Source organism: Novosphingobium sp. DS6-6 (genome assembly GCF_057784975.1).
Genome location: NZ_JBYNTS010000003.1, coordinates 74,624 through 88,073, shown reverse-complemented (window position 1 = coordinate 88,073; position 13,450 = coordinate 74,624). Strand labels below are relative to the sequence as shown.

At 64.6% G+C, this 13,450-nt stretch carries 8 protein-coding genes; 4 read left to right on the top strand and 4 right to left on the bottom strand.

Features of this window, described 5'->3' with window-relative positions; translation table 11 throughout:
- Positions 1-65: 65 nt before the first annotated feature.
- The 4 genes from AC3EDY_RS04590 to AC3EDY_RS04575 all read left to right on the top strand — a co-directional run bounded on the left by AC3EDY_RS04590 (position 66) and on the right by AC3EDY_RS04575 (position 3,680).
- Positions 66-1,100 (top strand): mannose-1-phosphate guanylyltransferase, encoded by a 1,035-nt coding sequence (locus tag AC3EDY_RS04590; RefSeq protein ID WP_488571297.1) that lies wholly within the window; start codon positions 66-68, stop codon positions 1,098-1,100.
- On the top strand, positions 1,097-1,903 hold the full coding sequence (locus AC3EDY_RS04585; protein WP_488571296.1) for a class I mannose-6-phosphate isomerase: 807 nt from the start codon (positions 1,097-1,099) through the stop codon (positions 1,901-1,903). Before AC3EDY_RS04590 ends, AC3EDY_RS04585 begins: the two co-directional genes overlap by 4 nt.
- Positions 1,904-1,949: 46 nt before the next feature.
- Positions 1,950-2,642, top strand: coding sequence for a uracil-DNA glycosylase (gene ung / locus AC3EDY_RS04580; protein ID WP_488571295.1), 693 nt, complete (start codon positions 1,950-1,952; stop codon positions 2,640-2,642).
- Between the two features lie 117 nt (positions 2,643-2,759).
- Positions 2,760-3,680, top strand: a complete 921-nt coding sequence (locus tag AC3EDY_RS04575; protein ID WP_488571294.1) for a hypothetical protein — start codon at positions 2,760-2,762, stop codon at positions 3,678-3,680.
- Between the two features lie 421 nt (positions 3,681-4,101).
- On the opposite strand, the gene AC3EDY_RS04570 is transcribed toward AC3EDY_RS04575, so the two are convergent.
- The 4 genes from AC3EDY_RS04570 to AC3EDY_RS04555 form a co-directional block, all read right to left on the bottom strand.
- The gene (locus AC3EDY_RS04570) at positions 4,102-5,535 is read right to left on the bottom strand and encodes a glutamate synthase subunit beta (protein WP_488571293.1); all 1,434 of its coding nucleotides are present in this window, start codon (positions 5,533-5,535) and stop codon (positions 4,102-4,104) included.
- 13 nt (positions 5,536-5,548) lie between these two features.
- Positions 5,549-10,189 carry a glutamate synthase large subunit gene (gene gltB / locus AC3EDY_RS04565; protein ID WP_488571292.1) on the bottom strand — a complete coding sequence of 1,547 codons (4,641 nt, stop codon included), beginning with the start codon at positions 10,187-10,189 and terminating at the stop codon, positions 5,549-5,551.
- A gap of 204 nt (positions 10,190-10,393) precedes the next feature.
- Complete coding sequence (locus AC3EDY_RS04560; protein ID WP_488571291.1) at positions 10,394-12,010, bottom strand: hypothetical protein; 1,617 nt, start codon at positions 12,008-12,010, stop codon at positions 10,394-10,396.
- Positions 12,011-12,101: 91 nt separating this feature from the next.
- On the bottom strand, positions 12,102-13,364 hold the full coding sequence (locus AC3EDY_RS04555) for a TIGR04063 family PEP-CTERM/XrtA system glycosyltransferase (RefSeq protein ID WP_488571290.1): 1,263 nt from the start codon (positions 13,362-13,364) through the stop codon (positions 12,102-12,104).
- Between the last annotated feature and the right edge of the window lie 86 nt (positions 13,365-13,450).

The following is a 13,450-nucleotide window of genomic DNA, read 5'->3' as shown; positions in this document are numbered from 1 at the left end:
GAGATTCTCGTACCTGAAACAAATAAAGCCAAGGCAGTTAAGAACATAAGCAGGACGCGAAAACCATGATCACACCGGTAATCCTGTGCGGCGGCAGCGGCACGCGTCTCTGGCCGCGCTCGCGCAAGGTCAAGCCCAAGCCTTTCCTGCCCCTGGTGGGCGATACCACGCTATTCGAAGCCACCGTGCTGCGTTGCAGCGTGGACGCGGGCTTTGCGCCGCCGATCGTGGTCACCGGCGCACATCATCTCGATCATGTGGTGGCACAGTTGCCCGATCCGGCCAGCAGCCAGATCATCGTCGAACCGGAAGGCAAGAACACGGCGGCCGCCATCGCGCTGGCTGCCCTTCGGCTTCCCGAAGATGCGATCATGCTGGTCTGCCCGAGCGACCACCACATCGGCGATTGCGGCGCCTTTCAGGAAGCGGCCCGCGCCGCGGCCGCGCTTGCCGCTGATGACTGGCTGGTTTCATTCGGAATCGCCGCGACCGCTCCCGAAACGGGCTTCGGCTATCTCAAGCAAGGCGACCCGATCCCGGGCAGCGCCGGGCGCCGTGTCGAGCGGTTCGTCGAAAAGCCCGATCTGGAACGCGCCAAGGCCTTTCTGGCTGATGGCGGCTATGCCTGGAACGGCGGCATCTTCGCCTTTCGCGCCGGGCACTTCCTCGGCGAACTGGAAAAACATCGGCCTGATATCGCGCAAGCCGTGCGGGCGGCGGTGGAAAAGGGCCGCGCCAATGGCAATGCCTTTCATCCCGATCCCGCCGAGTTTGCGCGCATAGCCGGCGAATCGGTCGATTACGCAGTCATGGAAAAGACCGACCGCGCCGCCATGGTGCCGGCGGTGATGGCCTGGTCAGACATCGGCAACTGGCAGGCCCTGCACGAGGCGCTCGACAAGGATGACATCGGCAATGCCGTGAAAGGCACGGTGGAACTCAAGGACTGCACCAACGTGCTCGTCCACACCGACGGCCCGCGCGTGTCGGTCGTGGGCGCGAGCAACCTGATCGTCGTGGTCGATGGGAACGACGTGCTCGTCTGCACGCCCGAAGGCGCGCAACTGGTGGGCAAGCTCGACGGCGCGGTGAACCAGTGAGCAAGCTGCCGATCCGCATGGTCGAAAAGCCCTGGGGCAAGGATGTGCTGCCCGCGCCGTTCCAGGCGCCTAAGGGCCAGCGGATCGGCGAAATCTGGTTCGTTCCCCCGCCCGAAGTGCCCAGCCTTCTGGTCAAGTACATTTTCACCAGCGAAAAGCTGTCGGTCCAGGTCCACCCGACCGACGCGCAGGCCGCCGCCGCGGGGGAAAAGGATCGCGGCAAAGAGGAGTGCTGGCTGGTCATCGATGCCGAACCGGGCGCCACGCTGGGCATCGGATTTCATGCGCCTGTCGATCACGAGACCATGCGCGCTGCCGCACTCGACGGCCGCATCGAGGACATGCTGGTGTGGTATCCGGTCAAGCCGGGGGACTTCTTCTATATTCCCGCCAACACCGTTCACGCCATCGGCGCCGGCGTCAGCCTGATCGAGATCCAGCAGAACAGCGACATCACCTATCGCCTCTATGACTATGGCCGCCCGCGCGAGCTTCATCTCGATGCCGGGATCGCCGTGTCGAAAGGCGAACCGCTCGACCCGGCGCTGCACCGGCACATTCCCGATGCCGGCACGGTGGAACTGGCGAGCGGCACCTATTTCACCGCGCACCGCCTCGATGGCCTGCCCGATGCGGGGCTGCTTGCCGATTATGCCGGCCCCTTGCTGGTGATCCCCCGCCGGGGCAACGTGACATTGGGCGAGGAGGTACTGCGCCCGGGCGATTGCGCGGCGGCACCGGAAATCGACGCGCTCACGTTCGATCCGCAAGGCCAGGCGATTATCGTTCGCCCCGCGGCCTGACGGGGGCCTATGGTGCCCCGCGCAAAGCCCTGGTAAGCCTTTGACGATGAGTGCTTCTTCCATTCCCGAAAGCTGGGCGCCCGCCCTTGATCCGGTGCTGCAAAGCCGGCCGTTGCGCACGCTGGGCGGCTTTCTGAAAGCGGAGGAGGCGGCCGGCAAGGCAATCTATCCGCCGCGCGGCGAACGCCTGACCGCGCTGGAACTGACGCCCCTGCCCGCCGTCAAGGTCGTGATCCTGGGACAGGACCCTTACCACGGCCCGGGCCAGGCCCATGGCTTGGCCTTTTCGGTCAAACGCGGCGTCAGGGTGCCGCCCAGCCTTGCCAATATCTACAAGGAACTGGAAACCGACCTGGGCCTCCCCTGCCCGGCGCATGGCAACCTCACCCATTGGGCGCAGCAGGGCGTGCTGCTGCTCAACAATGTGCTGACCGTGGAAGCGGGCAAAGCCGGCTCGCACCAGGGCAAGGGCTGGGAGGCGTTTACCGACGCTGCGGTCGCCGCCGTCGCGGCGCGGACCGATCCCATCGTCTTCCTGCTATGGGGCAGCCACGCCCAGAAAAAGGCCGCGCACGTGCCGGGCCTGGCCGACGGCACGCATCTGGTGCTCAAAGCCCCGCACCCCAGCCCACTATCGGCGCACAACGGCTTTTTCGGCTGCCGCCATTTCAGCAAGACCAACGCTTTCCTCGAAAGCCACGGCCAGACCCCGATCGATTGGCGGGTGGACCCGGCGTGAGCGACGGGGCCAACGTCGATACGGTCGGTCCTGGTGGTTAGCGGACGGGTGACTTTCAAGTTTACAATCGCGAAGAGCGGACCCTATCTCTAGGCTTCAGCGGGTGGGGGATGCTCGATGAAGAGTGTTTTGAAGTGGGCGTTTGGGCGCAAGATGGCTGATCCCAGCGCAAGTGCAGGCTCGCCGCCTGCCTCAATGGATGCGGGACAGGTATACTCCTTTCGAACTCGGCCCTATACAGAGTTCTCACCTCCTGCGACCGGTCGATTTGCTGCGATCAAGATCCTTGGCATCAATAAAAATTATGTCGCCGTTGCCGTCTTAGATGGCATTTGGTTCAATTCGCCGACTTTTACAGAAGTCCGAACTACATCTATAATCAACGAACATCGCTTCGCGCACACGGGTCGGCCCGCTGTTTTTGGTGTAGTCCGCGATTGGTGGGAACCGGTGAGCGATCTAGATGAATTCAAGTTTGTAGGTACACAGCCCGTATCTCGTACGGAACGATCGTTTTTTGATGCAATTGCGAGGCATGCTCCCGGATCCTGCACTTCCACATTGTTCGCTGCCAATCACGCCGCAGAAGGTGAGTGGCGCTGGTTCAACGACCGGGGAGCTCTTACCGTTGAGGTTGAGAAAGAGAACGCCAAGAATGAAGCCGAGCGGACGGTTAAGGAGGAGCGGTATCGCACCCGGTTAAGCAATCTCACATGGGAGAAGCTTCAATCGGAAACTCCATTCGAGAGATGGTCCTTTTCACCACCATTTCCTCCGGAAGAGTTCACAGTTGCCGCTCGCACTGTGATCCGCAATGCTTACGATGCCCTTAGAGAGCTTGGGCCCAAGCCTCGCAGGGCGGATGTCCGTGCCGTTCTGAAGAATACCGTTATCTGGTTCAACAAAGCGGACGAGAAGGCCGGTGGCGTCATCGAGACCGAAGAGCGCGAGGACATTTGCGCCGTGCTCGAAGAGATGGCCCATGTGGCGCGGCAGAAGGTGCTCGTGGAGGAGATCGACGATTGGCGCGAGTGGTGAAACTCAAGGCGATCCTCCAATAGAAGGGCAGGTTTCGGGTCGTACAGTCCTCTGCCCTATTGGCAGGAACTGGGCGAGTGCCGACGTTCCCGACAGCACTTCTCACCCGGCGCTTTTTGATTGTGGATCGCGCAGAGGCGCGGAGGCGCAGAGGAATTTGATTCTCTGCGCCTCCGCGCCTCTGCGCGAAAAACTCCTTGCTCAGCGGCCGATACCGGTAGCATCGACGACCCATTTCACAACATCGTCACCCTGAACTTGCTTCAGGGTCCAGGCTTCAACCTCTTTCAGACTTCGGCTGGCATAGCCCATCTGCAAGCTGGACCCCGGATCAAGTCCGGGGTGACAAGGAGTTTGATGGCCACGAAAAAGGGCGCCCGTTGCGGGGCGCCCTCGTTCAATCGCAAACCAGGCCAATCGCTCAGCGCGGCAGTTCGGTCGCGCCCATCAAGGCTTCGTCCACGGCGCGGGCGCACTGGCGGCCTTCGCGGATCGCCCAGACGACCAGGCTCTGGCCTCGGCGCATGTCGCCGCAGGCGAACACGCCATCCACGCTGGTCTTGTAGTCCACCGTGTTGCCTTTGACGTTGCCGCGCGGGTCAAGCTCCACGCCGGCCTGTTCGAGCAGGCCCTGCTTGCGCGGGCCGACAAAGCCCATGGCCAGCAGGATAAGATCGGCCTTGAGCACGAATTCGCTGCCCGGCACTTCCTGCATCTTGCCATCGACCCATTCTATGCGCACGCACTCCAGGCCGGTCACGTCGTTTTCGCCGACCACGCGCTTGGTCAGCACGGCGAATTCGCGGGTGACGCCTTCCTCGTGGCTCGACGAAGTGCGCAGCTTGAGCGGCCAGTTCGGCCAGGTCAGCGCCTTGTCTTCCTTTTCGGGCGGACGCGGCATGATTTCAAGCTGGGTCACCGACAGGGCGCCCTGGCGGTTGGACGTGCCCACGCAGTCGGACCCGGTATCGCCGCCACCGATCACCACCACATGCTTGCCCGTGGCGGTAAGCGAACCGCGCGGCGCGGCGCGGATTTCATCGTCCCCGGCCACGCGCTTGTTCTGCTGGGTCAGGAATTCCATGGCAAAGCGCACGCCCGGCAGCTCGAAGCCGGGAATGTTGAGCGGGCGCGGATCTTCCGCCCCGCCGGCCAGAACCACCGCGTCGAAGTTTTCCTTGAGCGAATCGACCGAGACAGTGACGCCCACTTCGACCGAGGTACGGAAATCGACGCCTTCGGCCATCATCTGCACCAGCCGGCGGTTGATCAGGTGCTTTTCCATCTTGAAGTCGGGAATGCCATAGCGGAGCAGGCCGCCGACGCGGTCCGACTTTTCGAATACGGTCACCGAATGGCCGGCGCGCGCCAGTTGCTGCGCCGCAGACATGCCGGCGGGGCCGGAACCCACCACCGCGACCGATTTGCCGGTCTTCCGGGCGGGAATCTGCGGCTCGATCCAGCCTTCCTTCCAGCCCTTGTCGACGATCGCACATTCGATCGATTTGATCGTCACCGGCTGGTCGACGATATTGAGCGTGCAGGCCGCCTCGCAGGGGGCGGGGCAGACGCGGCCGGTGAACTCCGGAAAATTGTTGGTCGAATGCAGGTTGTCCAGCGCCTCGCGCCAGTCGTTTTCATAGACCAGGTGATTCCAGTCGGGGATCTGGTTGTTCACCGGGCAGCCGTTGTGACAATACGGAATGCCGCAATTCATGCAGCGCGAGGCCTGCCCCTTGAGCGAGGCCTCGTCATGCGGAACGATGAATTCGCGATAGTGCTTGAGGCGCTCGGCCGGGGCGTCATAGCCCCGGTCCTTGCGATCGAGTTCGAGAAAGCCGGTTGCCTTACCCATTGCAATCCAATCCTTATTCCGCAGCGACCGAAGCGGCTTCGAGCCGTTCGGCCTCCAGCTGGCGGAGCGCGCGCGCATAGTCGCGCGGCATGATCTTGACGAAACGCGTCACTTCCTCGTCCCAGTTGTCGAGGATCGCGCGGGCGCGCCTGGACCCGGTGTGGAGCAGGTGCCGCTCGATCAGGATGCGCAGGCGATCGGCATCGTGACGCAGCATGTCGCCCATGCCGAAATCGTTGACGTCCACGCCGCGCTGCTGCGGCCGGCCGGCTCCTTCGTCCTCGTCGCGCGCCGCCGAAACCGGCAGCACGTCGACCATGGCGCCATTGACCAGCGACGCGAAGTTGCCTTCGCCGTCATAGACATAGGCCACCCCGCCCGACATCCCTGCGGCAAAGTTGCGCCCGGTCTTGCCCAGCACGACCACGACGCCACCGGTCATGTATTCGCAGCCATGGTCGCCGGTGCCTTCCACCACGGCGAGCGCACCGGAGTTGCGCACGGCAAAGCGTTCGCCGGCAACGCCGTTGAAAAAGGCTTCACCGGCAATCGCGCCATAAAGCACGGTATTGCCAACGATGATGTTCTCGGTCGCCTCGCGGTCCACGTGCGCGGGTTGGCGCACGATCACGCGGCCGCCGGAAAGCCCCTTGCCGACATAGTCGTTGGCATCGCCGACCAGATCGAGCGTGACGCCATGCGCCAGGAACGCACCAAACGATTGGCCCGCCACGCCTTTGAAAGCGATGTGGATCGTGTTATCGGGCAGGCCGCCATGGCCATAGCGCCGCGCCACTTCGCCCGAAAGCATCGCGCCTACGGTACGGTTGACGTTGATCACCGGGCGTTCGATGCGCACAGCCTCGCCCGCTTCCAGCGCGGATGCGGCCGCGGCAATCAGATCGTTGTCGAGCGCGGCATCGAGGCCGTGATCCTGCCGCCCGGTCCAGTTGAGGCTGGTGCCGGGCGCGGGTTCCACCTGGTGCAGCAGGCGCGACAGGTCCACCCCTTCGGCTTTCCAGTGGGCCACCGCCTTGCGCGTGTCGAGCCGGTCCACCCGGCCGACCATTTCGGCCACCGTGCGAAAGCCCATTTCGGCCATGATCGCGCGCAGCTCTTCGGCCACGAAGAAGAAGTAGTTGATCACGTGCTCGGGCTGGCCGGTAAAGCGCGCGCGCAGCACCGGGTCCTGCGTCGCCACGCCCACCGGGCAGGTGTTGAGGTGGCACTTGCGCATCATGATGCAGCCGGCCGCGATCAGCGGTGCCGTCGCAAAGCCGAATTCGTCGGCCCCGAGCAAGGCAGCCACCGCCACGTCACGCCCCGTGCGCAGCCCGCCATCGGCCTGCACGCAGATGCGGCTGCGCAGGTTGTTGAGCAGCAGGGTCTGCTGGGTTTCGGCAAGGCCGATTTCCCAGGGGCTGCCGGCATGGGTCAGCGAGGTGAGCGGCGAAGCGCCGGTGCCGCCTTCATAGCCCGAGATGGTGACATGGTCGGCGCGAGCCTTGGAAACGCCGGCGGCCACCGTGCCCACGCCCACTTCCGACACCAGCTTCACGGAAACGCGCGCCCTGGTGTTCACGTTCTTGAGATCGTGAATGAGCTGGGCGAGGTCTTCGATCGAATAGATGTCATGATGCGGCGGCGGGGAAATCAGGCCGACACCGGGGGTGGAATGGCGGGTCTTGCCGATCACCTTGTCCACCTTGTCACCCGGCAGCTGGCCCCCTTCGCCGGGCTTGGCGCCCTGGGCCATCTTGATCTGGATGTCATCGGCATTGACGAGATATTCGGTGGTCACGCCAAAACGGCCCGAAGCGACCTGCTTGATCGCCGAACGCATCGAATCGCCATTGGGCAGCGGCTTGAAGCGATCCGGCTCCTCGCCCCCTTCCCCGGTGTTGGACTTGCCGCCAATGCGGTTCATCGCGATCGCCAGCGTCGTATGCGCCTCGCGGCTGATCGAGCCGAAGCTCATCGCCCCGGTGGCAAAGCGCTTGACGATCGCGCTCGCCGGTTCGACTTCGTCGATGCTTAACGGCTTGTCGGCCTTCTTGAGGTCCATCAAGCCGCGGATCGTCAGCATGCGCTCGGACTGATCGTTGATCGTCTGGGCAAATTCCCGATACTTCTCGGGGATATTGCCGCGCACGGCATGTTGCAGGCTGGCGATGTTGCCCGCCGTCCACGCATGTTCCTCGCCGCGGAGGCGCAGCTGGTACATGCCGCCGACGTCGAGCATCTTGCGGTAGACCGGGTTGTCGCCATAGGCGAGCGCGTGGCGGCGCACGGTTTCCTCGGCCACTTCCCTTAGGCCCACGCCCTCGATCGAGGTCGCCGTGCCGGTGAAGTACTTGTCGACGAATGCCGAGGACAGCCCGACCGCGTCGAAGATCTGCGCGCCGCAATAGGACTGGTAGGTCGAAATGCCCATCTTGGACATGACCTTGAGAATGCCCTTGCCGATCGCCTTGATATAGTTCTTCTGCACGTCATAGGGCGTGAGCGGCAGGCCCTTGTCGATCCGGATCGCTTCCAGGGTCTCGAACGCCAGATAGGGGTTCACCGCTTCCGCGCCATAGCCGGCCAGCACGCAGAAGTGATGCACTTCGCGCGCTTCGCCGGTTTCCACGACCAGCCCGGTCTGCATGCGCAGGCCCTGGCGCACCAGGTGATGATGAACCGCGGCGGTGGCAAGCAGCGCCGGCATGGCAATGCGCTCGGCGCTCTGCGCACGATCCGACAGGATCAGGATATTCTGATCGGCCAGCACCGCTTCGGTCGCCGCCCAGCACATTTCCTTGATCGCCATGGCGAGGCCATCGGCGCCCGATGCCGCGTCCCAGGTGGTATCGATCGTGGCGGTGCGGAACGCGCCGTCGAGCGCGGCTTCGACCGAGCGGATCTTCGCCACGTCGGCGTTGGTGAGGATCGGCTGGTCCACTTCCAGGCGCTTGTGCGTGCCGGCATCATGCCCCAGCAGATTGGGGCGCGGGCCGATCATCGACACCAGGCTCATCACCAGTTCCTCGCGGATCGGGTCGATCGGCGGGTTCGTGACCTGGGCGAAGTTCTGCTTGAAATAATCGTAAAGCAGGCGCGAGCGCTTCGAAAGCACGGCGATCGGCGTATCGGTGCCCATCGAGCCGATCGGGTCTTCGCCCATCGCGGCCATCGGCTCCAGAAACTTCGTGACGTCTTCCTGGGTATAGCCAAACGCCTGCTGGCGATCGAGCAGGCTGTCGGTCGGCGCAGGCAGCGCCACGACATCGGGCTCCACCACTTCCAGCTCCTTGAGCTTGTACTGCGCCTGGCCCAGCCATTCTTCATAGGGCTCGGCCGACGAAAGCTGCGCCTTCAGCTCGTCGTCCTCGACGATCCGGCTCTGTTCCAGGTCGATCAGCAGCATGCGGCCCGGCTGCAGGCGCCACTTGCGCACGATGTCTTCCTCGCGGAACGGCAGCACGCCGCTTTCCGAGGCCATGCAGACCAGATCGTCGCGCGTGATCGAGAAGCGCGCCGGGCGCAGGCCGTTGCGATCGAGCGTCGCGCCGATCTGGCGCCCGTCGGTAAAGGCAACGGCCGCCGGGCCGTCCCAGGGCTCCATCAGCGCGGCATGGTATTCGTAGAACGCCCGGCGCTTGGGGTCCATCAGCGCATTGCCCGCCCAGGCTTCCGGCATCAGCATCATCATGGCGTGCGCAATGCCATAGCCACCGGCCACGAGCAGTTCGAGCGCATTGTCGAGGCTGGCGGTATCGGACTGGCCATGGGGGATCAACGGCCACATCTTGTCGAGATCGGGGCCGAGCAACTCGGATTCCATCGTGCGGCGGCGCGCGTTCATCCAGTTGACGTTGCCGCGCACAGTGTTGATCTCACCGTTGTGGGCCACGAACCGGAACGGATGGGCCAGCTTCCAGCTGGGAAAAGTGTTGGTCGAAAAGCGCTGGTGGACAAGGCCGAGCGCCGAAACGCAGTCCGGATCGCGCAGATCGTCATAGAAAGAGCCCACCTGCCCGGCGAGCAGCAGCCCCTTGTAGACGATCGTACGCGACGAGAAGCTGGGCATGTAAAGCTCGGTCACGCCCGGCAGGCCGTGCTTTTCGGCCATGGCGGCCAGCGGGTTCTGCGTCTGCTTGCGGATGGCCAGCAGCTTGCGTTCGAAGGCGTCCTGATCGGCGCAGTTCTCCCCGCGCTTGATGAAGCACTGGCGGATGACCGGCATCGATTCGATCACGGTCTTGCCCAGGCCATCGAGCGTGGTCGGCACATCGCGCCAGCCGATCAGTTCCTGCCCTTCCTTGGCAATGAACTTTTCGAAAAATTCGATCACGAATGCGCGCGCGGCATCGTCCTGCGGCAGGAAGCACATGGCCACGGCATAGTCACCAGGTTGGGGCAGTTCCTTGCCTTCCCCCGCCGCCCACTTGCGAAACAGTTGATCCGGCAGCTGTATCAGCAGCCCGGCACCATCGCCCAGCAGCGGATCGGCGCCCACCGCGCCGCGGTGGTCGAGATTGCGCAGAATCTCCAGGGCCTGGCCAATAATCGCGTGGCTTTTGACGCCTTTGATATGGGCGATGAAGCCCATGCCGCATGCGTCATGCTCGTTACGCGGATCATACAGGCCCTGAACCGGCGGAAATCCCATCGCGTTGATCGTCCCTACACCCAAAAAAAGACAGCTCGCACGAATCATGGGCGCCGAAAGACGCCGAAAATTGCGCGAGAATTCCCCATGACTGTTGGAAAGTTATTTTGCAACCGGTGAGAGTCCCCCCAATGGGACAGCATGCCGGGAAATACGGATGCGATGCACAAATGGCGCACCGTCACCGTTCATGCGATCGCGGCCTCAACGGTTGGCCGTCATCCGTTGCAAGGTGGCTAGCGCATCGCGCAAGGCCTGCTGTGCGCTGTCCGCATCGGGCAAAGCATCGGTATCGTTGCTGTCAAATACCTGAAAACGGCTGGGTACCGAAGCGAGATAGGGGCGTTCGAACGGCGCAGCAACCGGCGCGACGCAGTGGTCCTCGCCTCCGCGCGCCGCGCGCGCCTGGCCGGGGAAAATCACAACGGGTTCCACGGCAGCAGCAGTGCCGCTCTCGGCCGGCGCACGCAGAGAATCGGCGCGGCGCACGGCAGTGGCGATGTCGAGCAGCGAGGAATAGCGTTCTTCGAGCAGCGACGGCTCGCCCGCATGCCCTGTTTGGACTGGGCCCAGACGGCGCAGACGCGGCATGGCAAGCACATCGGCTCCATCGGCCAAGGCGGAAGGCCCGGGGCCAGCATCAGGGTCGAGCCCCGACGCACCATCTGCAGCAGGCACGTCCGCCGTCGGAGCGAGGGGAACGCCGGTGGGGTTGGCAGTGGCGGGGCCGGAAGTGGTCGGGCCGGAAGCAGTCGGGCCGGAAGCAGTCGGGCTGGCAGCGGCCTCCTCAATTGCGGCGTCGAGCGCGCGGCGATGGTCGGCAATGGCCAGGGCCAGCCGCTCGACCAGCTGGACGAGGCCGAGCCCGTCAAGATCGGCCTGCGCCACGGGAGAGCGTGCCCGTTCGCCATCGATCTGGCGGGCCATGGCAAACAGCGAGGGCGCAGGCGGCGTCGGGGCCGGTCGCGGCTCGGCCAGGGCGACCGGTTCGCCCTGCACGCCAAAGGCAATCTCGGTCTCGGGAATTTCGGCTTCGGCAATTTCGGTTTTGGCAATTTCGGTTTTGGCGAGGGTTTCCGTCTCAGGTGCAGGATCGGCGATCGTCTCCACCGCAGGCACGGGCTCTGCCACCGCAGGCGGCGAAAAGGCGTCGCGCGTCGTTTCGCCAAGAGCATCGGCCAGGAACGCGGGAGGCACGAACGCCTCGCTTTCGTCTACCGCGTTCTCGTAGATGGCAAAGGGATCGAACGCATCCGCGGTGAAATCCGGATGGTCGCGCACCGCATCGATGGATAAAGCTGGCCGGGGCGCCTCGAACGCATCATTACGGGCGAGCAGCGCCCTACGGCGCGAGGGCATGGCCCCGTCGGCAAGGATCGCCGTTTCCGATTCGTCGATCATGTCCGCGCTCACTACCAAGGGGCGGCGGGGCGGCGCATCGGGGTGGGCATCGCGGGCGCGCACGCGCGGGGCCGGCATCGCAGCCGCATCCGCTTCGAAAGCGTCATGATCCGGTTCGTCCGCGACGATGCGGTGAGGTGCGCCCAGCCGCAGCCCGACGATCAGACCGAGCACGCCGCCCAGCCCCGTCAGCAACAGCGCCACCAAAGCGCGCGCGGTAAAGCCCAGCGGCGGGGCGGCCATCGCGATCACGTGAGGCAGGCCGCTCGCCACGACAGCGCTTTGCAGGATGTCGACGGGAACCGCCAGGCTGCCCATTCCCAGCAAGGCGGCAAACCAGAGCGCGGCAAAGGCCGGAAACAACCGGTGCGCGGTAATCGGCCGTGGCCGGGCCGCTGCCTTGCGCTTGGTTCTGCTCACCTGTGCATACCCCCTTTGGTGGGCCTTTACCCTCAATGTCAGGCGAATCGGCCTGGCGATACCCACTTATCGCGCTCGATCTTCCAACATTTCAGGCCGCCAGGCCAGGCTTGACGATAACCTGGGCTATCAGCCCTTGGTAAACGGGAAGATAACGCGCCGCGTTGCAAGCCCAGTCATGGGCCTGTTCCACGAACGCGCGCGCGACCTCGCGTTGCCGGTCCCATTCCGGCCGGCGGGCGAACAGCGCGACCATCGCCTTGGCAAGCGCCGCCGGATCGCCTGGTCCGAACAGCGTGCCGGTTTCCCCGTCGCGGATCAGTTCGCGATGGCCGCCTACGTCGCTCGCCGCCACCAGCTTGCCCTGGGCCATGGCTTCGAGCGGCTTGAGCGGGGTGACCAGATCGGTCAGCCGCATCGCTTTGCGCGGATAGCAGACCACGTCGGCCAGCGCATAATAGCGATCGACTTCGTGATGCGGCACGCGGCCGACAAAGCGGATGGCTTGTGCCGCCGGGCTGGCCGCCGCCTGGGCGCGCAAGGCCTCTGCCGCGGGGCCGCCGCCGACCAGCAGCAGCCGGGCGCCCGGCACCTGCGCGGTGATCGCAGGCATCGCCGCGATCAGATCGTCCAGCCCTTCATAGGGATAGAAACTGCCCAGAAAGCCGATCACCGGCCCCTCCCCCAGCCCCAACTGTGCGGCAAGAGCGGGATCAGGCGCCGGCGGCGTGCCGAACAGCGCCAGATCGACCCCGTTGGGCATGATCGTGATCTTGCCGGGCGCCACGCCACGCGCCACCAGATCGTCGCGCAGCCCGCGGCAGATCGTCACCACTGCATCGGCGGCGGCTACCACGCGGTTTTCCAGCTGCCGCGTCAGCCGATAACGGGGCGAGCCTTCGCGGCCCGTGCCGTTGCCGACGGCCGCATCCTCCCAGAACGCGCGGATTTCATAGACCACCGGCAGTCCCAGCCGCCTGCCGGCGCGCAAGGCCGCCAGCCCGCACAGCGCCGGGCTGTGGGCATGGAGCACGTCGGGCCGCCATTCCCGCGCCACGGCGACAATGCGATCGGCCAGGGCGCCCGCTTCGCGCCACTCGCGATAGAGCGGCAATCCGCCGCTTTCGCCCGGCGTGCGGTAGAACAACAGGCCGTCATGGGTTTCCGGCCCGGACCCTTGCGGGAGCGCCTCTTGCAGAGTCGCCCCTTGCAAGGGCGCCGCATGGCGTAGGCCCGTTATCCCCCGCACCTCCAGCCCATGCCCTTGCTGTGCCTTGAGAATCGCGCGGGTGCGGAAGGTATAGCCGCTGTGCAGCGGCAAGGCGTGATCGAGAACGTGGAGAATGCGGGCCATGACGGCATTCCTCGCATAACAAGCCTTAACGGCCGGCAAATTCTTCGCTTAACGCAGCGTCAACCGTACGGCACTATCGCCTTGCG

Bases quoted from the DNA above. Each gene is read 5' to 3' on its own strand.
- AC3EDY_RS04590 (WP_488571297.1), top strand. From the start codon at position 66: ATGATCACACCGGTAATCCTGTGCGGCGGCAGCGGCACGCGTCTCTGG.
- ung (WP_488571295.1), top strand. From the start codon at position 1,950: ATGAGTGCTTCTTCCATTCCCGAAAGCTGGGCGCCCGCCCTTGATCCG.
- AC3EDY_RS04575 (WP_488571294.1), top strand. From the start codon at position 2,760: ATGAAGAGTGTTTTGAAGTGGGCGTTTGGGCGCAAGATGGCTGATCCC.
- AC3EDY_RS04570 (WP_488571293.1), bottom strand. From the start codon at position 5,535: ATGGGTAAGGCAACCGGCTTTCTCGAACTCGATCGCAAGGACCGGGGC.
- gltB (WP_488571292.1), bottom strand. From the start codon at position 10,189: ATGGGATTTCCGCCGGTTCAGGGCCTGTATGATCCGCGTAACGAGCAT.
- AC3EDY_RS04555 (WP_488571290.1), bottom strand. From the start codon at position 13,364: ATGGCCCGCATTCTCCACGTTCTCGATCACGCCTTGCCGCTGCACAGC.